Origin of the sequence: Vibrio sp. B1FIG11 (assembly GCF_905175335.1) — a bacterium.
GTDB lineage: Bacteria > Pseudomonadota > Gammaproteobacteria > Enterobacterales > Vibrionaceae > Vibrio > Vibrio campbellii.
Genome location: NZ_HG992751.1, coordinates 560379 through 586675 on the forward strand (window position 1 = coordinate 560379; position 26297 = coordinate 586675).

Annotated in this window: 23 protein-coding genes and 1 other annotated feature; of the genes, 11 read left to right on the forward strand and 12 right to left on the reverse strand. The window is 46.0% G+C overall.

Going from position 1 to position 26297, the window contains the following annotated elements; all coding sequences use genetic code 11:
- Positions 1-31 precede the first annotated feature (31 nt).
- The 4 genes from ileS (at position 32) to ispH (ending at position 5024) form a co-directional block, all read left to right on the forward strand.
- On the forward strand, positions 32-2860 hold the full coding sequence (ileS, locus tag KHO06_RS02585; protein WP_212582055.1) for an isoleucine--tRNA ligase: 2829 nt from the start codon (positions 32-34) through the stop codon (positions 2858-2860).
- Positions 2861-2934: 74 nt separating this feature from the next.
- A complete protein-coding gene (gene lspA / locus KHO06_RS02590; protein WP_005425321.1) occupies positions 2935-3441 on the forward strand; it encodes a signal peptidase II in 507 nt (168 codons plus the stop codon).
- A 161-nt stretch (positions 3442-3602) separates the two neighbouring features.
- The gene (fkpB, locus tag KHO06_RS02595; RefSeq protein WP_005533267.1) at positions 3603-4034 is read left to right on the forward strand and encodes an FKBP-type peptidyl-prolyl cis-trans isomerase; all 432 of its coding nucleotides are present in this window, start codon (positions 3603-3605) and stop codon (positions 4032-4034) included.
- A 24-nt stretch (positions 4035-4058) separates the two neighbouring features.
- Complete coding sequence (gene ispH, locus KHO06_RS02600; protein WP_029388716.1) at positions 4059-5024, forward strand: 4-hydroxy-3-methylbut-2-enyl diphosphate reductase; 966 nt, start codon at positions 4059-4061, stop codon at positions 5022-5024.
- An 81-nt stretch (positions 5025-5105) separates the two neighbouring features.
- Here ispH and btsR read toward each other — a convergent pair whose 3' ends face one another.
- The 3 genes from btsR to KHO06_RS02615 all read right to left on the reverse strand — a co-directional run bounded on the left by btsR (position 5106) and on the right by KHO06_RS02615 (position 9159).
- On the reverse strand, positions 5106-5834 hold the full coding sequence (gene btsR / locus KHO06_RS02605) for a two-component system response regulator BtsR (protein ID WP_212582056.1): 729 nt from the start codon (positions 5832-5834) through the stop codon (positions 5106-5108).
- Between the two features lie 31 nt (positions 5835-5865).
- Positions 5866-7536, reverse strand: a complete 1671-nt coding sequence (locus tag KHO06_RS02610) for a sensor histidine kinase (protein ID WP_005425302.1) — start codon at positions 7534-7536, stop codon at positions 5866-5868.
- 138 nt (positions 7537-7674) lie between these two features.
- Positions 7675-9159, reverse strand: coding sequence for a carbon starvation protein A (locus tag KHO06_RS02615; protein WP_005425329.1), 1485 nt, complete (start codon positions 9157-9159; stop codon positions 7675-7677).
- 316 nt (positions 9160-9475) lie between these two features.
- Here KHO06_RS02615 and KHO06_RS02620 point away from each other — a divergent pair, with 316 nt between their 5' ends.
- Both KHO06_RS02620 and KHO06_RS02625 read left to right on the forward strand, forming a co-directional pair.
- Entirely contained in the window at positions 9476-9817 is a 342-nt protein-coding gene (locus tag KHO06_RS02620) for a DUF2799 domain-containing protein (RefSeq protein ID WP_005425322.1), read from the forward strand.
- Positions 9818-9927: 110 nt separating this feature from the next.
- Entirely contained in the window at positions 9928-10257 is a 330-nt protein-coding gene (locus tag KHO06_RS02625) for a hypothetical protein (RefSeq protein WP_012127049.1), read from the forward strand.
- 69 nt (positions 10258-10326) lie between these two features.
- On the opposite strand, the gene murQ is transcribed toward KHO06_RS02625, so the two are convergent.
- Positions 10327-11253: an N-acetylmuramic acid 6-phosphate etherase gene (murQ, locus tag KHO06_RS02630; protein ID WP_005533278.1), complete on the reverse strand. Its 927-nt coding sequence runs from the start codon at positions 11251-11253 to the stop codon at positions 10327-10329.
- Positions 11254-11314: 61 nt separating this feature from the next.
- Positions 11315-12427 (reverse strand): anhydro-N-acetylmuramic acid kinase, encoded by a 1113-nt coding sequence (locus tag KHO06_RS02635; protein ID WP_212582057.1) that lies wholly within the window; start codon positions 12425-12427, stop codon positions 11315-11317.
- 100 nt (positions 12428-12527) lie between these two features.
- Between KHO06_RS02635 and nagZ the strand changes: the two genes are divergently transcribed.
- From nagZ to tyrA, 3 genes are all read left to right on the forward strand, one after another.
- Positions 12528-13511 carry a beta-N-acetylhexosaminidase gene (gene nagZ, locus KHO06_RS02640; RefSeq protein WP_045369924.1) on the forward strand — a complete coding sequence of 328 codons (984 nt, stop codon included), beginning with the start codon at positions 12528-12530 and terminating at the stop codon, positions 13509-13511.
- Between the two features lie 240 nt (positions 13512-13751).
- Positions 13752-14825 (forward strand): 3-deoxy-7-phosphoheptulonate synthase, encoded by a 1074-nt coding sequence (locus tag KHO06_RS02645; RefSeq protein WP_005425327.1) that lies wholly within the window; start codon positions 13752-13754, stop codon positions 14823-14825.
- Between the two features lie 25 nt (positions 14826-14850).
- A complete protein-coding gene (gene tyrA, locus KHO06_RS02650) occupies positions 14851-15978 on the forward strand; it encodes a bifunctional chorismate mutase/prephenate dehydrogenase (RefSeq protein ID WP_077261881.1) in 1128 nt (375 codons plus the stop codon).
- A 68-nt stretch (positions 15979-16046) separates the two neighbouring features.
- On the opposite strand, the gene KHO06_RS02655 is transcribed toward tyrA, so the two are convergent.
- From KHO06_RS02655 to ettA, 3 genes are all read right to left on the reverse strand, one after another.
- The gene (locus KHO06_RS02655; protein WP_212582058.1) at positions 16047-17048 is read right to left on the reverse strand and encodes a M23 family metallopeptidase; all 1002 of its coding nucleotides are present in this window, start codon (positions 17046-17048) and stop codon (positions 16047-16049) included.
- A gap of 29 nt (positions 17049-17077) precedes the next feature.
- Positions 17078-17446, reverse strand: coding sequence for a PilZ domain-containing protein (locus tag KHO06_RS02660; protein ID WP_122018845.1), 369 nt, complete (start codon positions 17444-17446; stop codon positions 17078-17080).
- 259 nt (positions 17447-17705) lie between these two features.
- Entirely contained in the window at positions 17706-19373 is a 1668-nt protein-coding gene (gene ettA, locus KHO06_RS02665) for an energy-dependent translational throttle protein EttA (RefSeq protein WP_038888999.1), read from the reverse strand.
- 374 nt (positions 19374-19747) lie between these two features.
- On the opposite strand from ettA, the gene KHO06_RS02670 reads away from it, so the two are divergent.
- Together KHO06_RS02670 and trpR are read left to right on the forward strand one after the other, a co-directional pair.
- Positions 19748-21694, forward strand: coding sequence for a transglycosylase SLT domain-containing protein (locus tag KHO06_RS02670; RefSeq protein WP_050914561.1), 1947 nt, complete (start codon positions 19748-19750; stop codon positions 21692-21694).
- Between the two features lie 13 nt (positions 21695-21707).
- Complete coding sequence (gene trpR / locus KHO06_RS02675) at positions 21708-22007, forward strand: trp operon repressor (protein ID WP_212582059.1); 300 nt, start codon at positions 21708-21710, stop codon at positions 22005-22007.
- 117 nt (positions 22008-22124) lie between these two features.
- Here trpR and yjjX read toward each other — a convergent pair whose 3' ends face one another.
- The 4 genes from yjjX to KHO06_RS02695 form a co-directional block, all read right to left on the reverse strand.
- Positions 22125-22658: an inosine/xanthosine triphosphatase gene (gene yjjX / locus KHO06_RS02680; protein ID WP_033000294.1), complete on the reverse strand. Its 534-nt coding sequence runs from the start codon at positions 22656-22658 to the stop codon at positions 22125-22127.
- A gap of 42 nt (positions 22659-22700) precedes the next feature.
- Entirely contained in the window at positions 22701-23879 is a 1179-nt protein-coding gene (pheA, locus tag KHO06_RS02685) for a prephenate dehydratase (protein WP_005533293.1), read from the reverse strand.
- Positions 23880-23892: 13 nt separating this feature from the next.
- Positions 23893-24014: a sequence feature (Phe leader region), on the reverse strand.
- A 108-nt stretch (positions 24015-24122) separates the two neighbouring features.
- Entirely contained in the window at positions 24123-24449 is a 327-nt protein-coding gene (raiA, locus tag KHO06_RS02690) for a ribosome-associated translation inhibitor RaiA (protein WP_005425319.1), read from the reverse strand.
- Positions 24450-24824: 375 nt separating this feature from the next.
- On the reverse strand, positions 24825-26294 hold the full coding sequence (locus KHO06_RS02695; RefSeq protein ID WP_212582060.1) for a lytic transglycosylase F: 1470 nt from the start codon (positions 26292-26294) through the stop codon (positions 24825-24827).
- Between the last annotated feature and the right edge of the window lie 3 nt (positions 26295-26297).

The window sequence follows — 26297 nt, forward strand, 5'->3', positions numbered from 1 at the left end:
TTTTCGCCCAATATAACGGAATTAAGAATCGATGAGTGAGTATAAAGATACCCTGAACTTACCTGAAACAGGGTTTCCAATGCGCGGCAACCTGGCCAATCGTGAGCCAGAAATGCTTAAGCGTTGGTACAAAGAAGATCTTTACGGTGAAATCCGTAAAGCTAAGAAAGGCAAAAAGTCATTCGTACTGCACGATGGCCCTCCTTACGCGAACGGTGACATTCACATTGGTCACGCACTAAACAAGATTCTTAAAGACATTATTATTAAATCCAAAACACTTTCAGGTTTTGACGCACCTTACATCCCAGGCTGGGACTGCCACGGTCTACCTATCGAATTGATGGTAGAGAAGAAAGTAGGCAAGCCAGGCCAAAAAGTGACGGCAGCTGAGTTCCGCGAGAAATGTCGCGAGTACGCTGCAGGTCAAGTTGAAGGTCAAAAAGAGAGCTTCAAGCGTCTTGGCATCATGGGTGAGTGGGACAAGCCATACCGCACTATGGACTTCGCAACTGAAGCGAACATCATCCGTGCACTTGGTAAGATCGCAAGCAAAGGTCACCTACTGAAAGGTTTTAAACCAGTTCACTGGTGTACAGACTGTGGTTCAGCTCTTGCTGAAGCTGAAGTTGAGTACAAAGATAAAGTATCGCCATCTATCGACGTTCGCTTCAAAGCGGCTGACGAAGCGGCACTGCTATCTAAGTTTGAGCTAACTGAAGGTCACGAAGGCCAAGGTGACGTATCTATCGTTATCTGGACAACAACACCTTGGACACTGCCTGCAAACCGCGCAGTATGTCTACGTGATGATCTAGAGTACGTGCTTATCCAAACAGAAGGCGACAACGCTGAGCGTATCATCGTTGCTGCTGAGCTAGCGAAAGACGTAATGGACCGTGCAGGTATCGAGCACTTCCACAACCTTGGCTTTGCTAAAGGTGCGGACCTAGAGCTTTCTCAATTCCAACACCCATTCTACGATTTCACTGTACCGGCGATCCTTGGTGATCACGTTACAACTGATTCAGGTACTGGTGTTGTTCACACTGCACCTGGTCACGGTCAAGAAGACTTCGCGGTTGGTAATAAGTACAACCTAGAAGTAGCAAACCCAGTTGGTTCAAACGGTGTTTACCTACCAGACACTGAGCTATTTGCTGGTCAGCACGTATTTAAAGCGAACGATGCAGTAGTAGAAGTACTGAAAGAAAAAGGTGCATTACTACACCACCACGCATACGAGCACAGCTACCCACACTGTTGGCGTCATAAGACTCCGATCATCTTCCGCGCAACACCACAATGGTTCGTATCTATGGACCAAGCTGGCCTACGTGCTAAAGCACTAGAGTCAATCAAGAATGTTGAGTGGATGCCTGAGTGGGGTCAAAGCCGTATCGAAGGTATGATCGAAGGTCGCCCTGAGTGGTGTATCTCTCGTCAACGTACTTGGGGTGTGCCAATTGCTCTGTTCGTTCATAAAGAAACAGCAGAACTTCATCCAAACACGCTAGAGCTGATCGAGAAAGTCGCTAAGCTGGTTGAAGAGAAAGGCATCCAAGCATGGTGGGATGTCGATGCAGCTGAACTACTAGGTGCTGACGCTGACCAATACGAAAAAGTACTTGATACGCTAGACGTATGGTTCGATTCAGGTGTTACACACTTCTCTGTTGTTGATGCTCGTGAAGAGTACAACGGCAACAGCGCAGACCTATACCTAGAGGGTTCTGACCAACACCGCGGTTGGTTCCAGTCTTCTCTAATTTCATCTATCGCGATGAAAGACGAAGCGCCTTACAAACAAGTACTGACACACGGTTTCGTGGTTGATGGTCACGGCCGTAAGATGTCTAAATCTATCGGTAACGTGGTTGCGCCAAAAGACGTAACTAACAAGCTAGGTGCTGATATTCTTCGTCTATGGGTTGCTTCAACAGACTACACTGGTGAAGTTGCGGTTTCTGATGAAATCCTAAAACGCAGTGCAGATGCGTACCGTCGTATCCGTAACACAGCGCGTTTCTTCCTTGCTAACCTAAGCGGCTTCAACCCTGAAACAGACATCGTTCCTGTTGAAGAGATGGTTGCGCTAGATCGCTGGGCGGTTGGTCGTGCACTAGCAGCACAAGAAGAGATTGTTAAAGCATACGAAGAGTACAACACTCACGGTGTGACTCAGCGTCTAATGCAATTCTGTTCAATCGAAATGGGCTCTTTCTACCTAGATGTAATTAAAGACCGTCAGTACACAGCAAAACGTGGCGGCAACGCTCAACGTAGCTGTCAGACAGCACTTTACTACATCGTAGAAGCGCTAGTTCGTTGGATGGCGCCAATCATGTCGTTCACTGCAGATGAAATCTGGAACGAAATGCCAGGTGAGCGCGACAAGTTCGTATTCACTGGTGAGTGGTTCGACGGTCTATTCGGTCTTGCTGAAGGCGAAGAGCTGAACAACGAATTCTGGACTGAGATCCAAGCGGTTCGTGGCGCAGTGAACAAACTTCTAGAAGACGCGCGTAAAGAGAAAACCATCGGTGGTGCACTACAAGCTGAAGTGACGCTATTTGCTGATGACGTTCTAGCGGCGAAAATCAACAAACTAGAAGATGAACTGCGCTTTGTTCTACTAACATCTGCAGCGAAAGTTAAGCCTCTAGGTGAGAAGACGGATGCTGCACAAGCGACGGATATCGAAGGCTTGTTTGTTGAAGTAGCAGCAGCTGAAGGCGAGAAGTGTGACCGTTGTTGGCACCACACGCCAGACGTAGGCACAATCGAAGGTCACGAGAAGATCTGTGGTCGTTGTGTGTCGAACGTTGACGGCGAAGGTGAAGTACGTAAATTCGCGTAATTGCCTAGAACGACTGAACTTTTTTTTAAAATTAACAGCCCCAGTATTTACTGGGGCTGTTTGTAGGTAAAGTAATGAGTGAAAAAGCACTGACGTTAAAGCAATCTGGAGTTCGCTGGCTATGGTTAGCAATTCTGGTATTTATTGCCGATATTGGCATCAAATTGGTGGTAATGGACAACATGGGCTACGGATGGGCAAACCGAATTGAGGTGCTGCCATTCTTCAACCTACTTTATGTTCATAACTACGGTGCAGCATTCAGCTTCTTGAGCGATCAAGCGGGCTGGCAACGCTGGTTGTTCACCGGTATCGCGTTTGTTGTGACAGGTCTTTTGACTTACTGGATGAGCAAGCTTCCAGCGAAAGAAAAATGGAACAACATCGCTTACGCACTGATTATTGGTGGTGCAGTGGGCAACGTGTTTGACCGTGTGGTTCACGGCTTTGTTGTTGATTACCTGGACTTCTTCTGGGGCAGTTATCACTGGCCAGCATTCAATCTAGCGGATACGACTATCTGTATTGGTGCAGCAATGATCATTCTTGACGGCTTCCGCAAAAAGGACGCTGACAAGTAATCTTTTGCGATATACCGAATAACCCTAAGCGTCGTCCGTTGATTCGAACGACGCTTTTTATTATGTTGGAGCGCAATCCGCGTATCTTCGTACAATAAAAAGCAATCACAGTACGTGATCAGACAGAACGCTGGACAACCCAAGAACAAGGAAGCAGTAACGTGACAACAATAAATCAAGATTCAGCAGTAACGCTGCACTTCACCATCAAAATGCAAGATGGCTCTGTAGCAGACAGCACACACAATATGGGTAAGCCTGCTAAATTCGTGATGGGCGATGGCAGCTTGAGTGAGAACTTTGAGCAATGCCTACTAGGCTTACAAGTAGGTGAAGAAAAGGCGATCGAACTAAAAGCCGCTGATGCTTTTGGTATGCCGAACCCAGACCATATCCACCATATGGACCGCACTAAATTTGTTGGCGAAGCGGAAGTTGAAGTCGGCACGATCATGGCATTCAGCGGTCCAGACGGTATGGAAATCCCGGGCATTATTACTGAGATTGCTGGCGACTCAGTGACAGTGGATTTCAACCATCCACTCGCGGGACAAGACGTGACTTTCGAAGTCGAAATTTTGTCAGTAGAATAGCGAACCAAATTAAAGATAACTTCCATGAGCAATGAAATGAAAATCCTGTTAGCTAACCCACGTGGTTTCTGTGCTGGTGTTGACCGCGCGATTAGCATCGTAGAGCGTGCGCTAGAGATGTATCAGCCACCAATCTATGTTCGACATGAAGTGGTACACAACCGCTTTGTAGTTGAAGGTCTAAAGCAGCGTGGTGCTATCTTCGTTGAAGAATTGCACGAAGTGCCAGACAACAACATTGTGATTTTCTCCGCTCATGGTGTGTCACAAGCCGTACGCCAAGAAGCGAAATCTCGTGATTTGACAGTATTCGATGCAACGTGTCCGCTGGTAACCAAAGTACATATGGAAGTAGCGCGCGCGAGCCGTCGAAATATGGAAGTGGTACTGATCGGTCATGCTGGTCACCCAGAAGTGGAAGGTACAATGGGTCAGTACTCTAGCGAGACGGGCGGTATGTACCTTGTGGAAACGCCAGCCGATGTTGAGAAGCTAAAATCGATCGTAAAAGATCCATCGGATCTGCACTACGTAAGCCAAACAACATTGTCTGTCGATGAAACCGCAGACGTAATTGAAGAGTTACGCCGCGTATTCCCAGAGATTCAAGGTCCTCGTAAAGATGACATCTGCTACGCGACGCAAAACCGTCAAGATGCTGTGCGTGAGCTCTCTGCTGATGTTGATGTGATGGTCGTTGTGGGTTCTAAGAACTCTTCAAACTCTACTCGCTTAAAAGAGTTGGCTGAAAAGCTAGGCACTCCGGGCTACTTAACGGACTGCCCAGAAGACATCAAGCCAGAGTGGTTTGAGGGTAAGGTAAAAGTTGGTGTAACTGCCGGCGCATCTGCACCAGAAGAGTTGGTAAATCAAATCCTAGATCGCATCAAAGAACTGGTTGGTGCTGAGGCAGTAGATGAAGTGCTTGGTCGTGAAGAGAACATGTTCTTCGAAGTACCAAAAGAACTGCAAATTAAGCAAGTCGATTAAGACCAATCAAACACCAAAAAGGCGACCACAAGGTCGCCTTTTTCATTGGGAGTTTCTACTCGAGTTCATTAGAGTTTAAGCTTAGCTGTTGATACCTAACAGCTCTTTGAGCACTTTTAGGTAGCGACGGCTAACCGGGATCTCAAAGCCGGTTTTGGTGATGATTTCTGCCAGCCCGTTTTCTAATAGCTTAATCTCGCTGATGGCTTTAATGCTGACTAGATACTGTCGATGGCAACGCACCAATGGGGTTTTCTCTTCCAAGGTTTTTAGCGTGAGCTGTGTGCTGGCGGTTTGGCTGGTGGAGCGTACATGCACTCCGCTGATGTCACTGTAAGCGCACTCAACCGTTTCGGTTGCCATGATCACAATGCGGTTGTGTCCAATGCAAGGTATCTGGTCTAGGCTCTCGGGCGCGATGGCTGATAGTTGCTGAGTGAGCGCGGATTGACTCATTACTTTGTTCAGGCGCTTGACGGTTTTTGTCAAACGGCATGGGTCAACGGGCTTGAGTAAGTAGTCGAACGCGTTGTCTTCAAAGGCTTGGATAGCGTATTGATCGTAGGCGGTCACAAACACCACGTAAGGCATGGTCTCTGGGTCTAACATGCCCAACAGCTCTATGCCCGTCACCTGTGGCATTTGGATGTCGAGAAACACCACATCAGGTTTGAGCTCATTGATTTTCTTTAGCCCCATGATGGCGTTTGACGCGTCGCCAATCACCTCAATTTGACCTGTTTCATCCAATAGCTCTGCTAACTCTTCACGAGCAAACTGTTCATCATCAATGACGAGGGCGGTTAACATCCAAGACTACCTTTGTGCGTTTTCACTGTACTTATCGCGAGTGGGGAATGATAAAACTCATTTTAGTAAATTGGTGCTGCTGAGAGGTAATTTTTAGCGCTGAATCACGCCCAAATTGATTCGATAAGCGCTTATCGACAATTTCCATCCCCAAACCAGAATGATTCTCTTTTGGTGGCTCATAGCTTCCCGCGTTGTCTTCTACCGTAATCAGTGCACCTTGTGGGTGAGCTTGGCTGTAAATCTTCACTTTGCCGCCTTCTAACATATTGGAAATACCATGCTTGATGGCGTTCTCAACGAGCGGTTGAAGAGTAAAGCTCGGCAGCTTGATATCCAAAAGCTCTGGTTCAATATCAATCTCAACTTCTAAGCGATCAGTAAAGCGTGCCTTTTCTATAGATAAGTAGGAATTCACGTGTGCCAACTCTTCCTTTAGCGTTACGGTATTGATGTTCTGTTTTAAGTTACTGCGGAAGAAGTGCGACAAGTTTTGGATCAGCTCTCGCGCCTTATCTGGATCTCGACGAGTAATAGCACTGATAGTATTCAGCGCATTAAACAAAAAGTGTGGGTTGACTTGAGCGTGCAGCAGTTTGATTTCTGCCTGAGCCAGTAGGGTTTGCTGCTGCTGATAATCGCCATACAAGATTTGGCTCGATAGAAGCTGAGCGATGCCTTCTGCCATTGACATGTTCGCAGTAGAGAACAATTTACGCTTTGGTTCGTAAAGCTTAATGGTGCCCACCACTTCTTTACCTGCACGCAGAGGAATGATCAGCGCAGATCCCAATTTGCAGTCTTGCGCCAATGAACACTGATATGGTCGCTCGCTACCATCAAGGTAGATGATGTCGTTCTTCTCCATTGAATCAAGTGTGCTTTGCGATGAAATAGGAGTATTTGGCCTATGATGATCATCACCGATACCAACGAAAGCCAGAATCTTCTCTTGGTCAGTAATGGCGACCGCGCCGACCTTTGTTTCTTCATAAATAATACGGGCAATCTTATCGGCGTTTTCGCTGTTAAAGCCAGTACTCAGAATACCGACCGAGCGATCGGCAATGCTCAATGCACGGCGGGAAAAGGTCGCTGAGTACTTTTCAAAAATGGTTTTACGATCTTGCAAAATACTCATAAACAGAGCGGCACCAACGGAGTTAGCAATGATCATCGGAGCTGCAATCGCTGAAACCAGCTCATAGGCTTGGTCGAAAGGTTTGGCTACGGCGAGCAACAGAATCATCTGTACGATTTCCGCTACAAAAGTCACACTGAATACCACGCTTGGATTAAACAGCATTGCACCTTTGTTGCGCTTGATGAGGTAAACATGCAGCAAGCCACCAATCAAGCCTTCTGCTGTAGTCGAAATAGCGCAGGCTAAATCCGTAAAACCACCAAGGGTGTAACGGTGAATACCGCCCGTTAGTCCCACCGCGAAACCAACGACAGGGCCACCAAACAGGCCACCCATTACTGCTCCGATGGCGCGTGTATTAGCGATGGCGTCGTTAATCTGTAAGCCGAAGTAGGTGCCAAGAATACAAAAGCCAGAGAAGAGCACATAACAAATGAGCCGATGGCTGAAGCGCGAAGAGATGCTCAGCAGAGGCAAAATGATCGGCGTTTTACTCAGCATGTAAGCCAGCACTAAGTAAACACACATTTGTTGTAAAAGGGAGATGACCAGTTCCATAACGAACCTAACCTAAAAATGATGTTTTTATTGTAAGTGAATTAAATCTTCGAAGAGAAACAAAAAGAGCCTGCGTTGGGCAGGCTCTTGGTTTATCCAGACATTGATAATGAATCGGTTAGCAAGCGAAGGTATTCATTATGCAGTTTCTGATGCTGTTTGCGGTTTCTCTTCGTCAGCCAGTTCTGTCTCGCCTTTGCCTTTAGAAATCTTGATAACGTAACCTGCTGCCGCTAGTGCGAATAGAACGCCCGCGATAGTCGAGATTTGCATTGGCAGACCGAAACCTAGTGTGCTGTTGTTTAGAATGAAAGTCACACATACGGTTGTCATGAATACGGCTGGTACTGTCGTAATCCAGTGCAGCTTGTTATGGCGTAGTAGGTAAGCCGACGCAGTCCAAAGCATCATTACTGCTGTTGTTTGGTTTGCGAAGCCGAAGTAGCGCCAGATGATACCGAAGTCTACTTGAGTCAGGATGCCGCCGATAACGAATAGTGGTACAGCCATTAGAAGACGGTTACGCAGTGTTTTCTGTTCCATACCGAAGTATTCAGCAAGAATCAGGCGGCTTGAGCGGAATGCAGTGTCACCTGATGTGATTGGCAGAATAACAACACCAAGGAAAGCAATCACACCACCGAATACACCCAGTAGGCCAAATGACGCGCTGTATACCACGTTACCAGGACCACCGTTTTTCACAGCTTCTGCAAGACCGTCAAGTGTACCGAAGAAAGACAGAGCAATAGCACACCAGATAAGCGCGATAACGCCTTCACCAATCATTGCACCGTAGAATACGAAGCGACCGTTCTTCTCATTTTCCATACAACGCGCCATCAGTGGTGACTGAGTTGCGTGGAAGCCAGAGATAGCACCACATGCGATAGTGATAAATAGCGCAGGCCATAGAGGCATATCGTTCGGGTTCAAGTTAGTGAACATATCACTTACTTGGAAGTCGCCCATTACCGTGTGCTCGCTAGAGAACGCAACTGCAGTCATTAGACCCACAGACATGAAGATCAGTAGTGCGCCGAACAATGGGTAGAAACGACCGATGATTTTATCTACAGGAACAATTGTCGCGATGATGTAGTAAGCGAAAATCAACACAACCATGGTTGTCATGCTTACGCTAAAGCTGGTTTGGTCGTTGATTAGGTTTGTGATCATACCTGCTGGTGCTGATACGAATACCACACCAACGAGAAGCAATAGGACAATGGCAAAGATGTTCATAAAGTGTTTTGCGCCATTACCTAGGTAGCGACCGGTAATTGTTGGTACTGATGCACCACCGTTACGAACAGAAAGCATGCCTGAGAAGTAATCGTGTACCGCACCTGCGAAGATACAACCTACAACAATCCACAGCATTGCCGCAGGGCCATATAGCGCACCCATGATTGGACCGAAGATAGGACCAACACCAGCGATGTTAAGTAGCTGAACAAGGTAAACACGTTTGGTTGACATTGGAACGTAGTCAACACCGTCCGTTTTAGTATGGGCAGGCGTTTGGCGATTCTCATTGATACCGAAAACTTTCTCAACGAAAGCGCCGTAGATGAAGTATCCGCCGATGAGGGCTGCGACACAGGTTAGAAACCACATCATAGCAATTGTCCTTGGTTTAATAGGTAGGGTAATTTTTTAAGCTCAGGATGTATCTTATTCGCCCCTTTTGTTAAGCGCATTCGCTCTGTGGATGAGTGGTCGAATAGAGAAGCGAGTGGTCGATATAAGGATTAAGTGGTTTTATCGTTTGCTCAGTGGTCGGGATATCCGTTGAGTGGTGAAATTCGATACTCAGTGGTCGTTATGTACCGTGAGTGGTTGTAGGAGAAACTCGCAGGCAAAATTGACACAGCAGCGGCAAAGCACAGGCTTTAGTGATAAGCTTGTTGGGAAAACAACTAGTTAAGGAAGAATCATGAAAAAGGCAACGTTAGGCTTGGCGCTGGCTTTACTCGCTGGATGTGCGGCAACCACGGAAGAATTGGCGCAATCTGGTGATTGGTATCAGATCGGTTATCAAGATGGTATTGCAGGGCATACCTCTCGTACGGTGAAAGAGCTCAATCAGCTCGGTAATGCTAAGCAAGGTGACTACGACCAAGGCTACCTAGAAGGTGTAACAGAATACTGTAATCCAGATTTCGCTTACCAAATGGGTCTGTCTGGCCAGTATTATGAAGGTGTGTGCGAAGGTACGCCTCAAGCGCAGAAATTCCGTATGGAATGGCAACGTGGTTGGAACGAATACAGCAACTAATTCTGTTTCATAATCAAGACGGCAATTTTCCCTGTTAATCTTCTGACATTTGAATTTTATTGCTTTGGTGTACTGGTGATATTAGATTCAATCAGAAGTGAAATAGAAACATGAAAAAGATCTTTTTGGTCGCATTGGCGCTCTTTCCCCTAACGGTTGGTGCGACTAATGTATTGAAAGAGTCGATAAAGATGAAGCGTAAGTACGATCATGACAAGCATCGTATTACCAACACCATCAATCACACTAAGCGCAATATCAAAGAGATCACCGATGGCACTTATGTGGAGAATCAGGTCAAGCGTGAAGTAAACCAAACCACGCGTAAGTACACCAATAAAGTGGATAACGTTAAGAACATAACGAACCCCGATCACATCAAACGCAAAGCAAATGACAAGCTTAACCAAGAGTTTGATGAATGGTTGTATGAAGACTAAATCTTGATATCAGAATAAGAAAGGAGACCTTGAGGTCTCCTTTTTGTTTGCTTGGACTCTATCATTCCACTATTTAGGCTGATGGCTTTCCACCGCTTTACGTAAGAAACCGTCTTGGTGATGGAGATGCGCGCGAGCAGATTCAATATCAAGATCGGTGAGGATCATTAAGATCGCCAACTTCACTTCATAATCCGTTTGTTTTAGCACTTCGGTTGCTTGTTCTTTGCTGCAATCGGTCGCTTGCATCACGATACGTGCGGCGCGTGCAACGAGTTTATTGTTGGTTGCTTTCACATCAACCATCAGGTTTTGGTAACTCTTACCCAAACGGATCATACTGGCAGTAGTCAGCATGTTCAGAACCAGTTTCTGCGCGGTACCTGATTTCAAACGTGTTGAGCCTGTCAATGCTTCAGGGCCAACAACAGGGCTAATTGCGACGTCGGCAATGTCGGCGATTGGAGAATCTGGATTACAAGATAGCGCTATTGTGGTTGCGCCGATCTCGTTTGCGTATTCCAAACCACCAATGACATAAGGCGTTCGGCCACTTGCAGCGATGCCTACGACAACATCCAGATTTGTGAATTCGATATCTTTTAGGTCTTGCTCACCTAAAACCGGCGAATCTTCCGCACCTTCTTTCGCTTTTAAAATCGCCTCTGGGCCACCCGCAATCAGACCAACCACCATCTTGTCAGATACGCCAAATGTTGGTGGACATTCCGATGCATCAAGCACACCTAAACGACCGCTGGTGCCTGCGCCCATATAAACCAGACGACCGCCGACTTTAAACGCGTCGGTGATCTTATCTACCGCGAGTGCGATTTCTGGTAGTACTTTCTCCACCGCAAGCGGTACGAGTTTATCTTGCTGATTCAGTCTCTGAACAATGTCTAGAGAGGGTAATAAATCGATATCCATCGTATCTGGGTTGCGCCCCTCTGATACAAGATGGGCAAGAGCAGCAATAAGCGCGTCATTTGTCATAGTGGTTTAAGCCTTTGAATACTGATTTCGATTTTTTGTCGCTGTATCTGGCACAACGAATTTAGTTTTTAGGATAGAGCACACCCAGTGAAGCAAGACGGCTCGCACCAGTCACTTCAGGTAAGTTACTCGGCAGTCCATCGATATGTCGTTGAGCAAGCCAAGCAAACGCCATGGCTTCCATATAGTCACCATCAACACCTTTATCATCCGTTGTTGCGACTTGCCACTGCGGCAGAAGTTCCGCTAAACGCTGCATCAGTAGGGGATTTCTCGCACCACCTCCACACACCAACAGCTGTGGCTGCTGGCCATAAGTGAATTTCTCTACTTCACTTGCAATGGTTTTCGCCGAGTATTCACACAGCGTGCGTTGTACATCTTGTGCTGAGATCTTGTGGTTGGCTAACTGATGATGCAGCCAATCGATATTGAACAGCTCTCGGCCAGTGCTCTTGGGCGCCGACATGGTGAGGTAAGGCTCTGCTAAGAGCTGAGTGAGCAGTGCGGCATCGGTGTTACCTTGCAGAGCAAATCGCGCGTCTTTGTCGAAGCCTTGTCCGGTGTGTTGTTCACACCATGCATCCATCAACATGTTGCCCGGGCCAGTATCGTAGCCGATCACTGCTTGTTCAGGATGCAGTACCGAGATATTGGCAATTCCACCGATGTTAAGCACCACGGTGGTGGAATCTTGCATGGCAAAAATACTTTTATGGAAAGCAGGAACGAGCGGTGCACCTTGGCCACCTAACGCCATGTCTTTGCGACGAAAATCTGCCACGGTATCAATGCCCGTTTTGACTGCGATGATGTTGGCATCACCCAGTTGGGTAGTGAAGGGCAGGTCGCCTGTTGGCTGGTGGAACACGGTTTGCCCATGATTGCCAATGGCTCGGATTTGCTCAGCGGAATAGCCGGATTTATCCAGTAGCTGTAAAACCGCATCGGCAAACAGATGGCCAAGTTGATGATCGAGCTCACCAATGGCTTTAAGGTTCGTGTCTTGCCCAGTGCAAACCGACAGTAGCGTCTGCTTAATATGAGCGGGCATTGGGTAATCATCGTGTGCGATCAAGCGAACATGGTTATCTTCAATTTCAACCAGTGCGGTATCTACACCGTCCATACTGGTTCCAGACATCACACCGATATACAGTTTGTTAAGATTCACAGCCAATTCCGTCAATTCTTCGATTCACTTATTGTAAAGCAATTCTGAAGCGAATAACCTCATCGAATACGAGATATTCAGCCGATTTTGAGGAGAAAAAATGGGACCGTTATGGGTTGATGTTGCAGGCTATGAACTGACTGCAGAAGACAGAGAAATTTTGGAGCATCCAACGGTTGGTGGTTTGATTTTATTTACGCGTAACTACCACGACAGTGAGCAGCTTCAAGCTCTTACCCAATCTATCCGCAAAGCGGCGAAACGTCCGATTTTGATTGGTGTTGACCAAGAAGGCGGGCGTGTTCAGCGTTTCCGTGAAGGTTTTTCTCTGATTCCTGCGGCAGATGAATACGCCAAACACCAAAACAGTGAAGAGCTGGCACGCATGGGTGGTTGGTTGATGGCAGCAGAGCTTATTGCTCATGATATCGATCTAAGCTTCGCGCCAGTACTAGATAAAGGTCACCAGTGTAAAGCGATTGGCAGCCGTGCCTTTGGTGAGGATCTGGACACCATTTTACGTCACAGCACCGCTTATATGCAGGGTATGAAGAGTGTCGGTATGGCGACGACGGGCAAACATTTCCCGGGCCATGGTGGTGTGATTGCTGATTCACACCTAGAGACACCATACGATGAGCGTAGCGATATCTTTGAGCAAGACATGGCGATCTTCAAAGCGCAAATCGATGCTGGCATCTTAGACGCGATGATGCCTGCTCATGTGATTTTCCCAAATTATGATGACCAACCAGCAAGTGGATCTGAGTATTGGCTAAAACAAATCCTGCGCCAGCAGCTTGGCTTTAAAGGTTTGATCTTCTCTGATGATTTGACCATGGAGGGCGCTGCGATCATGGGTGGCCCTGCTCAGCGTGGCGCACAAGCATTAAACGCTGGCTGCGATATGCTGCTGGTTTGCAACAAGCGCGATGCGCAAGTTGAGGTGCTGGATAATCTACCAATCACTTCTGTTCCTCGAGCAGATGCCTTGTTGAAGAAGCAAAGCTTTTCTCTAAGCGAGCTAAAACTTTCGCAAGAGTGGAAAGATGCGTCTGAAGCGATGAGGCGATTGGTTGGCTAGCTATCTCACCCCTGAATAATGGTTTGTTCAGGGATGAGACGTAAACTTTCAAAAACATCCATTTAAGGCCGAAGTGCTCTGTACTTCGGCCTTTTCTTTTAGTGTAAATTAAAGTTTACACTAAATGTTTTTTATTGTGTACGGTTGTAATTCTTTTTTAGCCTGTTATCTTGTCGATAAAGCTTAGTTGTCTCACCAAGGAATTGGTTGGGTGTAAACAAAAATATACAGGTCAAAGTTATGCAAAGAAGTGAATTGAGCAACATCAACATCAGCGAAGAACAAGTTCTGATCACGCCAGAGGAGCTAAAAGTGAAGCTTCCTCTAAGTGAAAAAGCCCGTCGTTTTATTCAAGAGTCTCGTCAAACCATCGCTGACATCATTCACAAAAAAGATCATCGTCTACTCGTTGTATGTGGACCGTGTTCTATCCATGACGTAGAAGCTGCGAAGGATTACGCTAAGCGTCTAAAAGCTCTTTCAGAACAACTAAGCGACCAACTGTATATTGTAATGCGTGTTTACTTTGAGAAGCCACGAACCACGGTTGGTTGGAAAGGCCTAATCAATGACCCACACCTAGATGGCAGCTTCGACATTGAACATGGTCTGCATGTTGGGCGTGAATTGCTGGTTGAATTGGCAGAGATGGAAATCCCGCTGGCAACAGAAGCTCTTGACCCAATCAGCCCGCAATACCTTGCGGATACCTTTAGCTGGGCAGCGATCGGTGCTCGTACGACTGAGTCACAAACACACCGTGAGATGGCAAGTGGTCTTTCTATGCCAATCGGCTTTAAGAATGGTACAGATGGTAGCTTGGCTACTGCTGTTAACGCGATGCAAGCTGCTTCTTCTAGCCACCGTTTCATGGGTATTAACCGTGAAGGTCAAGTCGCCCTTCTGACTACGCAAGGTAACCCGAATGGTCATGTGATTCTGCGTGGCGGCAAGCAAACTAACTACGATTCAGTATCGGTTAACGAGTGTGAGCAAGAGATGGCGAAGTCTGGCCTGGATGCTTCATTGATGGTGGATTGTAGCCATGCAAACTCTCGTAAAGATTACCGTCGTCAGCCATTGGTTGCCGAAGACGTGATTCACCAAATCCGTGAAGGTAACAAGTCAATCATCGGCTTGATGATTGAAAGTCATATCAATGAAGGTAACCAATCTTCAGACCTAGCACTTGAAGAGATGAAATACGGCGTATCGATCACTGACGCATGTATCAATTGGGATTCAACTGAGGCACTATTACGTCATGCACACGAAGAGCTGGTGCCTTTCTTAGAGAATCGCCTTAAAGGCTAAAACGGAACTTATTTAAGGAACATCAATGGCAGTTGAACTTAACGCATTACGCGATCAAATTGATGCAGTCGACAAGCAAATGTTGGAGCTACTGGCACAACGTTTAGCACTAGTAGAGAAAGTGGGTGAAGTAAAAAGCGAACACGGTTTGCCAATTTACGCCCCAGATCGTGAGGCTGCCATGCTGGCGTCACGACGAGCTGAAGCTGAAAAAATGGGGATTCCTCCACAGCTGATTGAAGACATTCTTCGTCGAACCATGCGTGAGTCTTATGCCAGCGAGAAAGATTCCGGTTTTAAGTGTTTGAACCCAGAATTGCGATCAGTGGTTATTATTGGTGGTAATGGCCAGTTAGGTGGTCTGTTTGGCCGAATGTTCAAACTCTCTGGTTACCAAGTAAAGGTGCTGGGCAGCAAAGATTGGGATCACGCGGATGACATCCTTAAAGATGCGGGCCTGGTTGTGGTTACTGTGCCGATTCACCTAACAGAAGGTGTGATTGAAAAACTTGGTAACCTGCCAAAAGACTGCATTCTGTGTGACCTGACTTCTATCAAGTCTAAGCCGCTGCAAGCAATGTTAAATGTGCACCAAGGTCCAGTTGTTGGTTTGCACCCAATGTTTGGCCCAGATGTACCGAGCCTAGCGAAGCAGGTGATTGTCTACTGTGACGGTCGTGGTAGCGATCAATACCAATGGCTATTGCAACAATTTGGAATTTGGGGCGCAAGCTTGTGCCAGATCGATGCGCAAGAGCACGATCATGGTATGACTTTGATTCAGGCGTTGCGCCACTTCACTTCCTTTGCTTACGGTATGCATCTGAGCAAAGAGAATCCAAACATCGATCAATTGCTAAAACTGAGCTCACCAATTTACCGCTTGGAATTGGCGATGGTAGGTCGTCTGTTTGGTCAGGATCCAAATCTTTACGGTGATATCATTCTTTCATCACAAGAAAACATCGACATGATTAAGCGATTCCATCAACGCTTCGGTGAGGCGTTAAGCATCCTGGATAGCAAAGATAAAGCCGAGTTTGTTGAAAGCTTTGAACAAGTGAGCGATTGGTTTGGTGAGTACTCACAGCAATTTATGAATGAGAGTCAGAACCTACTCAAACAAGCGAACGACAATATCCACCGTGGATAAGTACCAGTTCTAAATACAAAAAGAGCAGCTCACGAGCTGCTCTTTTCTATTTTGAAGGCTTTTAAAAATCAGTTGGTCGATGTGCCACTGTTGTCTTCACTCGATACTGTGCTGATGCTGGTATCACGGTATGGAGAGTTGGTTAGATTGATTTGCAGGCGAACGACATTGTCGATCAACTGAACCAGTGGGCCCCATTTCACCATCTTCTCTTTTTCAAACACGAAGTTGAAGTTCTCCGGTGTCCAGTCCATTAGATAACGTGGGTTTAATGTGCGACCTAGGAAGCGTACTTCGTAATGCAGGTGCGGACCGGTTGAGTTACCCGAGTTACCACATTTCGCAATCACATCGCCTTTACTGACAAACTCACCGCTTTTTACACTGAACTTATTGAGGTGGGCAAATGAGCTTGAGAAACCAAACGAGTGGCGTAACGTTAGGTAGTTGCCGTAACCGCGATTACTTGGACGTACGGTCTCTACAACACCATCCGCTGGCGCAAGAATCTCTTCGCCACGCTTACAGGTTAAGTCGATGCCAGTGTGCACATGACGTTTACCCGAAATTGGATTAATTCGGCTGCCATATGGCGATGAGATGCGCTGATAAGTCATCGGGCTATCGTTGGGAATCAAACGGAACATGGTGGCTCGAACGGCCGAGTCAATAGCGGCAGCATCGATACGTTCCTCTAACGCGAGGTTATTCTCTTCACCCACTAACTCTTCATCAGCAAGACCCAATACAGATTCCACGTCGAATACACGCTTGCCTAGCAGTTGAATCTGGTTGTTTTTGTCCGTCAGAGATTGAGACAGTGAGTGGTTGGTATCCAATTGTTCTTCGTAAAGCGCAGTGATCTCTGCTTTTTCACTTTCAAGCTTAGCGATGGTCTGACTAAGGGTTTGCGTATCATGAACTTGCTTTTGGTTCAGATACCATGCGCCGCCGACGACAGCGGGCAATGCAACAACGGATGCACAGATGGTTAGGATCGAAAGGCGACCCAAATGAAACTGCTGATTCCCGTCTTTTGTCGGGATCTGCATGATGATTTTTTTAGACATGGTTATTGTTACTAAAGTAGGCGCTCAATTTATTTTTCTCCTAAATCGGAAAGATGCTCTAACTCTCGATTCAGAAGCTCGTTATTGCCTACATTCAATTCTATAAATCGTTTTAGTTGGCTAATACTTTCGATGTCGATGTTGCTTATCTTTAGCCGAATCTCATTGCCTGCAATCGAAACGATACCAGCACTAAACTGCATCATCTGTTCTGATTGGATAAATGAGAACCCCACTTCTACCGGAAGTAATGAATCCAACGGTTTTGCATCTTCAACTTTTAATAACAAGCCATGCAATGAAAGGTCTTGAATCGTAGCTTGCATTGCCAAGTTTCCTTGCTCAATTAGAGCAGGTACTTGGTAGATGATGCGTGAAAAGCGTCGTCTCTCCGTCATAGAGCTTTCTCGTAAAGTATTCAAACAAGTGAAAGACTATATCAAATAGTACAAAATTTGTTCGATTTTTGTTCTTAAAATGTCGAGATAGCTACAGAGTTGGGTTGGCTAATGGTCATGCTCTTGACCTACTTGAGAGGTACTTCGAGCTATTTATGCAACACATACAACAAAGGCCGCTATGATAGCGACCTTTGTACGAATTACAAGCAAAGGTGAGCGTAGGGTGATATACCGCACACTCATCTTATAACCGAAATTACTTCGATACGCGCTTGTATTTGATGCGGTGTGGTTCAGCTGCTTCAGGACCAAGGGTCTTCTTCAGCCATTCCATGTACTCGTTGTAGTTACCTTCGTAGAAGTTAACTTGGCCTTCATCGCGGTAGTCGATGATGTGCGTAGCAATACGGTCTAGGAACCAACGGTCGTGCGAGATAACCATTGCACAGCCAGGGAACTCTAGTAGTGCTTCTTCTAGTGCACGTAGTGTTTCAACGTCAAGGTCGTTGGTTGGCTCATCGAGTAGCAGTACGTTACCGCCAGCTTTAAGCAGCTTAGCAAGGTGTACACGGTTACGCTCACCACCAGAAAGCTCGCCGATAACTTTCTGTTGATCAGAGCCTTTAAAGTTAAAGCGAGAACAGTAAGCACGAGCTGGGATTTCGAAGTTGTTGATCTTGATGATGTCAGCGCCTTCAGAAATCTCTTGGAATACCGTGTTTTTGTCGTTCATTGAGTCACGGAACTGCTCAACGGACGCCAATTTCACTGTTTCACCTAGCTCAATTGTACCTGAGTCTGGCTGCTCAGTGCCGCTCAGCATCTTGAATAGAGTCGATTTACCTGCACCGTTGGCACCGATGATGCCCACGATTGCACCCTTAGGCATGCTGAACGATAGGTCATCGATAAGAACACGACCGTCGAATGACTTAGTCAGGTTGTTCACTTCGATTACCTTATCACCTAGACGCTCACCTGGCGGGATGAACAGTTCGTTGGTTTCGTTACGTTTTTGGTGGTCAGTGTTTTGTAGCTCTTCAAAGCGCGCCATACGTGCTTTAGATTTCGCCTGACGACCTTTAGGGTTTTGACGAACCCATTCAAGTTCTTTCTCGATGGTCTTTTGACGAGCTTTTTCTTGCGACGCTTCTTGTTGTAGACGCGCATCTTTTTGCTCTAGCCATGAGGTGTAGTTACCTTCCCATGGAATACCTTCACCACGGTCAAGTTCTAGGATCCAACCCGCTGCGTTATCTAGGAAGTAACGGTCGTGGGTAATCGCAACTACAGTACCACTGTAATCAACTAGGAAACGTTCTAGCCATGCAACAGATTCCGCATCCAAGTGGTTGGTTGGTTCGTCTAGTAGTAGCATGTCTGGCTTTTCAAGAAGAAGACGACAGATAGCCACACGGCGACGCTCACCACCTGACAGGTGTTGGATCTTTTGATCCCATTCAGGAAGGCGAAGTGCATCAGCAGCACGCTCTAGCGCGTTATCTAGGTTGTGACCGTCTTTCGCTTGGATTAGCGCTTCTAGTTCACCCTGTTCTTTTGCTAGTGCGTCGAAGTCTGCATCTGGTTCTGCATACGCAGCGTATACCGCATCCAAGCGCTTAAGTGCGCCAGCAACATCTGCAACGGCTTCTTCAACGATTTCACGAACCGTTTTTGACTCGTCTAGTACTGGCTCCTGAGGTAGGTAACCTACGTTTAGGCCAGGTTGTGGACGCGCTTCACCATCGATATCAGTATCGATACCCGCCATGATACGTAGCAGAGTTGATTTACCCGCACCGTTCAGACCTAGAACACCGATTTTTGCACCTGGGAAGAAGCTTAGAGAGATGTCTTTAAGAATTTGACGCTTAGGTGGCACGATTTTGCTCACCCGCGACATGGTATATACGTATTCAGCCATTGCCGATCGTTCCTAAATTAACTGTCATTCAAAGCGTCTATTTTATACCAACTCCTTGAGTTTTGTTACCGGATTGCAAGAAATTAGCATCTCGTGTGATTTCTTCTTCATTGCTGACCGGAAACTCACAACTTTAGGGTATACACTTTTCTTGTTCACCTTAAATGCAAACACTGACAATTCATCAGGATGGATGAATTGTCTGGAATCTATTTGCCTTAAAGGGTTCTAAAGTTTTACGAGTACAACATTTATTACATCAAGTCGCTTTACAATAAGAACTTAATACGGTGTAAATAGATGCATATGCTTTATGACTTACCACGCCTGTATTCAGCAGTGGTGAGAAATGAAGTGAGAAACGTCTGGGGAAAATGACGCACATGAGATTCAACGTATCGGAATTGGCTAAAAGAGTATGCTACGCAGCCGCTTTATGTGCGGTAAGTGTGTCAGCAAACGCTGCGCTGAGCCTAGAAAAACAGCGCCAAGTTTATGAACAAGCTCAAGATTTACTAGACAAGAATGACATCGATGGCTATTTGTCTATCCGTTCTAAAATTGCCAGTTATCCACTCACCCCTTATGTGGATTATCGGGTGTTTCTGAGGCAATTATCGAGTAAGTCTCCACAACAGGTAGACGAATTTATTAGTGACCACGAGGCTTTTCCATTCTCACGTCGAATTCGCGCCCCTTACTTAGATAACCTTTATCGTCAGAAAGATTGGAAAACCATTACCGAGTTCCAGAAAGTGGAGCCAAGTGGCGAGCGTTACCAATGTATTTTCTACGTTGCTCAATTAAAACAAGGTAAGCAAGTCGCCGCATTTAAAGGCGCTGAGCATATGTGGTTGCGTGGAAAGAGCATCGCTGACGAGTGTGATCCGTTGTTCTCCGCTTGGGACAAAGCGGGGGAGCGTACCGATGAATTGATTCTGCAACGCATGTTGTTGGCGTTTGATGCGCGCAATGGTGGCTTGATTAGCTACCTGCAAAAACTGCCTGAATCGGCTAAAGCGAAGCAACAAGCTAAAGCAATGAAAGCGTTGTTTGATAAGCCAGAAACGGTCGCTGCATTTGCCAAGAAGCAACCTGCGAATGATTTCAACCGCGCTCAGAGTGAATATGCACTCGAAAAACTCGCACGCAAGAACACCAAGCAAGCACAAGAGGCTTATGCGACGGTAGTGAAAGGACAAAAGTTCTCATCAGAAAAAGCGCAAGCATTAGCCGATTACATTGCGATTCGTTTGATTCGTACTGAGTCAGATTCACTTGCTCAGTGGCGTGATGACAAAACCAAAACCAGCCAAGATCTGCCTCTGATTGAAAGCCGCATTCGTTTGTCGATTCAAAATGGCGATTGGAAAGGGGTACAGAAGTGGATTGCGGTACTGAATGAGCAAGAGCAAGCGACTCTTCGGTGGCAATACTGGCTAGGACGTAGTGAGATTGCGCTTGGTAATGAAGTCGCAGGTAAGCAACGTTTAGCAAAACTGGTTGGCCAGCGTAACTTTTACAGCGTCGCTGCTGCCAATGCGATAGGTCAGTCAATCAAGTACCCATCAAGCTCGGTTAAGCTAGACAAGAAAGTCATACAGCCGTACCAAAAGTCGTTGGCCCGAATCCATGAGTTGATTGAAACTGATAAGATTGCGGCAGCAAAGAGCGAATGGGCGCACTTACTCCGCAGTGTCGGTAAAGATGAGAAAGCTCAGCTAGCAGCATATGCAGCATCTAAGCGTTGGCACAATCTTACTGTTATCGCGAGTATCGAAGCACAAATGTGGGATAACATCCCGCTGCGTTTCCCGGTGGCGCATCGCTGGTGGTTCAACTTCTATGCTGAGAAGCACAACATCGATCCAATTACGATGATGTCGTTAGCACGACAAGAAAGTGCTTTGGACTCGGAAGCGCGTTCTCCAGTAGGGGCTCGTGGTCTAATGCAAATTATGCCTGCGACTGCGAAGTACACGGCGAACAAGTACAAGCTCAAGTATCAAGGGACACAAGACCTTTATAACGTGGGTAAGAACATTGAGATTGGCAGTCACTACTTACAAGGTTTGATGGAGGATTACGATAATAATCGTATTTTCGCGCTCGCTGCTTATAATGCAGGACCTAACCGAGTAAAAATGTGGCGAGAGCGAACTCAAGGAAAAGTCGATGCTTATTCCTTTATTGAAGCGATTTCATTTAAAGAAACGCGTGGTTATGTGCAGAACATTTTGATGTTTGAGACATACTACCGCGACCTTTTAGGTGTAGACGGTTCGTTCTTGACCCCAAATGAGATCAATACCAAGTATTGAGTGAGGTAACTTGATGTCACACGAACCTGAGTACAAAGACTGGCAACAGATTGTCGAACTGATCCGTTCTAGCGTGGATAACCAGCAACATGAGATGTTGTTAACCATGTTGATGACGCCAGATGAGAGAGAGTCGCTTACTGCACGCGTCAACATTCTGAATGAACTGCTCAAGGGCGAGCTTTCTCAGCGCCAAATCAGTCAAATGCTTGGAGTGGGTATTGCCACCATCACTCGTGGTTCGAATGAGTTAAAGTCGAAGTCGGATACGGACAAAGACAAACTCAAGACATTATTAGAGCAGGGTGCCTAATAATCTTTGGGTCGAACTCTCTGAGTTACAGACAGCAAAAAGGGCGGAATTACCGCCCTTTTTAATATGTATTTTTCACGCTTATGAGCTGCAATACTCTTAACAAGCGCCTTACTGCTATAGGTTAGCCGGAAAATGCTCTGGATTGGTAAACGGAATCAACGCCAGAATTAAAGCTTGATGGTAGACCGAACTGCGCGTTAGTTGGTTTTGAGTCAGCAAACCAATTGCACCACCTTTCTGTTTGATGTTGTCGGTACCAAATACTGCATCCATCACGTCCCCAAGCTCATTGGCATGTTCCAGCTTTTGTAATACCTCAGGTGGCAACATAAGGCTTGCAGAGCGTGATTCCCCACGATGTGTGTCGGACTCAATCACCATCCAAGCAAAAGTGACTTTTCCTTCAATCCCTGCTTCTAAACCTACGTAGAAATCCGCCTTCGGCATTTCTGTTTTTGCGTTACGGACTCGGTTCAATGCGCCGAGATGAGTTTCTTCATTCGACATCGGTTGATCTGCGACTTCACTTGGAACGCTGACACCAACAAACTCAAAACTTTGCTCTGAGAAAGCACTTTGAAAAGCGCTCTCTACCGCTTTGATTTTTGCTGGGTTTAAGGAAGCGATTACGACCTTTTGGGTTGCCATGATCTTTTTACCTACCATGTACTTTTTACTTACAATAGTCCGTTAGCTTAGTTTTACTTGAGTCGGCTTTACGTTCTCACTTGGATAGCAACCCAGTACTTTCAAGTGCTTAGTGATCTTTGTTAGCTCATCAATCGCTTGTTGCATCTCGTTAGAACCAAGGTGGGATTCGAGATCAACGTAGAACATTTCTTCCCATGGATTCCCCATGATTGGACGCGACTCTAGCTTGGTCATATTGATGCCGTAACGCTGAATGACCAATAGTGTTTGAACCAGTGAGCCTGCTTCTTGTGACGTCGACATGATCAGGGTTGTCTTAGCTGGAATCTGCGTGGATACCTCAACCGGTTTACGAGCAACGACGATAAAACGAGTATGGTTTTCAGTTTGGTTTGCGATGTTGCCTTGAATCGCTTGCAAGCCGTAAAGCTTACCGCTTGAAGCATTGCCGATTGCTGCTACGTCATCACGATTAAGCTCTTGTACCTTTTGCATTGCATCTGCAGTACTTGCACAGGACTCTAGCTTCACACCTTTCATACGGCTTAAAAACTCGCTGCATTGCTGGTGTGGCTGCGGATGTGAGTAAAGTGTTTTGATGTTCTCGAGACGAATGTCTTTAGTCGCCACTAGGCAATGCTCAATCGGTTGAGTCAATTCACCAACGATGTACAGCGTCGTGTGTTGCAGTAGGTCGTAGACCTCATTGATAGAGCCTGAACTGGTGTTTTCAATTGGCAGAACACCATAATCAGCATGACCAGATTCGACGGTCTGAGTTACTTCTTTGAAGTGTTCACAGTTAAGCTCAATTAGCTCTGTGTTCTTGCGGCTGAAGTATTCGCGGCTAGCAAGGTGTGAATAAGAGCCCTTGGCACCAAGGAAAGCAACACGAGCAAGAGGTTTACGGCTTTGCAGTGGATTAACGAGGTTTTGCAGGTAGCTTTGTTGAAGAAGGACAGAATCTTCAATAATGGTGTGGAAAAGTTTGGTGATGTACTGAGCATCGAGTTCGTATTTATCACGGCCGTTGGTGATCAGTTTTACCAGAAGTTGTTGCTCACGGACTGCATCACGAACAGGTTTCGAAGTTTGAACTTTGCTTTTTGCTACTTCAATACTGAGTTTGCGGCGCTCAGATAATAGGCTCAAAAGCTCGTCATCGAGCTCATTCAAACGTAAACGAATTTCTTCCAGGGAAATAGGTTGGTCAGTCATCAATTCTTTCCTTATAAAAAAAGCCCCCCGATGTGGGAGGCTTTCTGTTTGTTTTTGACTTTTCTTTCACAAACGAGTTAGCCCCTCCAACTATGGAAGGAAAAAGAAGTCAAAAAGAAACAGGTTTGTTGAATGCATAAATAGTGCTTAATTTGTGAGTGTTTAAACACAATAAGCAAGCAGGCGGGGAGCGTCAAGCAAAAAAATAGCGCCTTTCGGCGCTACTTCCTCAATCTGGGGCGTTTACTCTTCTTCTTCCACTAGCTCAGGCTTACTTGCACGTCGAGCTTCTGGTTTGTGGGTCAGCTTATTCAGTTGTCGTTCTAGTTTTTGCTCCACTTCATTGATAGCTGCGTAAAGATCTTCGTGAGTTGCTGAGGCGATTAGCTGGCCTTTAGGAACTTTAATAATGGCTTCGAATTTCTTCTGTTTATTTGGTTCCTCACTGAAAGTTGCTTGGCATCCGATGATGTCTACCTGCCATTTCTCCAGCTTTTTAAATTTGCTCTCAATATGAGCACGGATTGCAGAGGTGATTTCGATGTTTTTACCAGTGATGTTCATTGTCATAAATGTTTTTCCTCTGTGTCATCCCTCATGGGTTGAATTCAGATTACCGCTTTGAGGAGAAAATAGTGTGACACATATCACGTTTTTGGTTGGAGTTTTCGAGATGAAAAATGAATGTGATCTCACTCAAGATCTCCTCAGATTTATGTGAAAATTGCTTGTTATCGGATTCGAAATCATTAGATTGGATAGAGTACTGAGCTGAAAACTAACCCGTTTTTAGGGGAGTTATACGGCCTGTAATTCTAGTTAGTCAAAAATTAACCAGAACAAAGATGTGAATCAGATCACTCTTAAAGTGCACAGTAAGTTAGATTCAAAAACGCGCTCATGCTTTGAGCGGCGTTTTTGGTTTTTGGGCCTGAGGTTTGTTACTTAGGGCGTTTGACTGACTCTTCGTAAGGGAGTCATAAAGATGGGGTCATCTGGCACGAGTAGAACGCTGTCGAGTGTTTTCGCCAGATCAAGGCTTTCTAACTGTTTGTAGATCACATAGTAGCGGTTCACATTGGTTACGTACCTGACGGTTTCTCCTAAACTTTGTCGCGTAACCACTTCCACATTATTGAACCAGACATTCGGATCGTAGCCTTGTTGAGCCGCGCGCTTACGCATTCTCTCTATATTCCCTGGTCCCGCATTGTATGCCGCTAAAGTTAAATAGAGCTTATTCTCTTTACTGATGGCACCATCACTGAAGTAATAGCGACGTAGAAACGCCATGTATTTTACGCCCGCATGGACATTATTTTCTAAGTTACGAATGTCCTTAATGTTTACATTAGGGTCACTCGCTGTACTTGGTAAGATCTGCATGATGCCGACAGCTCCACGACTGGAAGCTAAGTTGTTGTCGAACCCAGACTCTTGATACGCTACCGCTGCAATGAGCAGATAATCGAAATCATATTTCTCGCCATACTTAGAAAATAAAGAAGAGAGTTTTTCAAGTTGAGCGATCTTTTTTGGGTTGAGCGCTTTGTTGAGCCAATTGGTATTGTCGATGTATTTACCGTAAATGACGTTGCCAAGTAAGGTTCCGGATTTGGCGGTGCGAATGAACTTATTTACGACCTTCATTAACTCAGGACTGTCGTGGCGCATGGCCCAAGCGATCTCGCCGCCTTTACGAATAGGAATCTTGGTGTGCGCACGGATGCCACCCATAAAGTTCATCCACAGCTTGGCTTTGTGACTATCTAGTACGATGGCTTTGACGTAGCCATTGTTTAGCATCCCCACCAATTCGTAATCTTGTAGTGTTTCTTCGATAAAATGCACCACAACTGGGGGCAAGCCTTTCTTGTTGAGCTTTTTATTTAAGGCTTGAATGCTCTCAAAATAGCTTGAGCTAGCACGAACCCAAATCTCCTTACCACTCAGTTGTTCAATCTTGGTCATTGCTGGCGTGTCTTTATCGGTGACCACCCACTCTTGAATTCCAGTTATGACAGGATCGCTGAAGCTAACTGATCTCTTACGCGCATCGGTGATAGTGAGGTTCGCGACGACTAAATCCCCTAAGCCTTGTTTTAGTGAGGGAAGTAGCTGATCTCTAGAAACGGGAATGATTTGAATATTGATTTTAGGTTTGAGTTTACGAAGATCTTTTTCGAAATGAGCCAGTAACTCTGCACCAATGCCTTTTGGCTCCCCACCTTCGATGTAATAGAAACCAAGATCGGCAGACACCAAAACTCGCAGAACATTTTTCTCTTTGATAATGTCGAGATCGCCGGTGTAAGGTGGTTGTCTGAGAGGGGACAGTTCGAGCGCAAAACTCGAAGTGGAGAGTAGGATCAACAGTCCCGCCCATAGCTTTGATAGGGTCACATTCACATCCATGTT

What these genes read in the sequence shown, in the direction of transcription:
- ileS (WP_212582055.1), top strand. Translation starts at nt 32, where the DNA reads ATGAGTGAGTATAAAGATACCCTGAACTTACCTGAAACAGGGTTTCCA.
- lspA (WP_005425321.1), top strand. Translation starts at nt 2,935, where the DNA reads ATGAGTGAAAAAGCACTGACGTTAAAGCAATCTGGAGTTCGCTGGCTA.
- ispH (WP_029388716.1), top strand. Translation starts at nt 4,059, where the DNA reads ATGAGCAATGAAATGAAAATCCTGTTAGCTAACCCACGTGGTTTCTGT.
- btsR (WP_212582056.1), bottom strand. Translation starts at nt 5,834, where the DNA reads ATGTTAACCGCCCTCGTCATTGATGATGAACAGTTTGCTCGTGAAGAG.
- KHO06_RS02610 (WP_005425302.1), bottom strand. Translation starts at nt 7,536, where the DNA reads ATGGAACTGGTCATCTCCCTTTTACAACAAATGTGTGTTTACTTAGTG.
- KHO06_RS02615 (WP_005425329.1), bottom strand. Translation starts at nt 9,159, where the DNA reads ATGATGTGGTTTCTAACCTGTGTCGCAGCCCTCATCGGCGGATACTTC.
- KHO06_RS02620 (WP_005425322.1), top strand. Translation starts at nt 9,476, where the DNA reads ATGAAAAAGGCAACGTTAGGCTTGGCGCTGGCTTTACTCGCTGGATGT.
- KHO06_RS02625 (WP_012127049.1), top strand. Translation starts at nt 9,928, where the DNA reads ATGAAAAAGATCTTTTTGGTCGCATTGGCGCTCTTTCCCCTAACGGTT.
- murQ (WP_005533278.1), bottom strand. Translation starts at nt 11,253, where the DNA reads ATGACAAATGACGCGCTTATTGCTGCTCTTGCCCATCTTGTATCAGAG.
- nagZ (WP_045369924.1), top strand. Translation starts at nt 12,528, where the DNA reads ATGGGACCGTTATGGGTTGATGTTGCAGGCTATGAACTGACTGCAGAA.
- KHO06_RS02645 (WP_005425327.1), top strand. Translation starts at nt 13,752, where the DNA reads ATGCAAAGAAGTGAATTGAGCAACATCAACATCAGCGAAGAACAAGTT.
- tyrA (WP_077261881.1), top strand. Translation starts at nt 14,851, where the DNA reads ATGGCAGTTGAACTTAACGCATTACGCGATCAAATTGATGCAGTCGAC.
- KHO06_RS02655 (WP_212582058.1), bottom strand. Translation starts at nt 17,048, where the DNA reads ATGTCTAAAAAAATCATCATGCAGATCCCGACAAAAGACGGGAATCAG.
- KHO06_RS02660 (WP_122018845.1), bottom strand. Translation starts at nt 17,446, where the DNA reads ATGACGGAGAGACGACGCTTTTCACGCATCATCTACCAAGTACCTGCT.
- ettA (WP_038888999.1), bottom strand. Translation starts at nt 19,373, where the DNA reads ATGGCTGAATACGTATATACCATGTCGCGGGTGAGCAAAATCGTGCCA.
- KHO06_RS02670 (WP_050914561.1), top strand. Translation starts at nt 19,748, where the DNA reads ATGACGCACATGAGATTCAACGTATCGGAATTGGCTAAAAGAGTATGC.
- trpR (WP_212582059.1), top strand. Translation starts at nt 21,708, where the DNA reads ATGTCACACGAACCTGAGTACAAAGACTGGCAACAGATTGTCGAACTG.
- yjjX (WP_033000294.1), bottom strand. Translation starts at nt 22,658, where the DNA reads ATGGCAACCCAAAAGGTCGTAATCGCTTCCTTAAACCCAGCAAAAATC.
- pheA (WP_005533293.1), bottom strand. Translation starts at nt 23,879, where the DNA reads ATGACTGACCAACCTATTTCCCTGGAAGAAATTCGTTTACGTTTGAAT.
- raiA (WP_005425319.1), bottom strand. Translation starts at nt 24,449, where the DNA reads ATGACAATGAACATCACTGGTAAAAACATCGAAATCACCTCTGCAATC.
- KHO06_RS02695 (WP_212582060.1), bottom strand. Translation starts at nt 26,294, where the DNA reads ATGGATGTGAATGTGACCCTATCAAAGCTATGGGCGGGACTGTTGATC.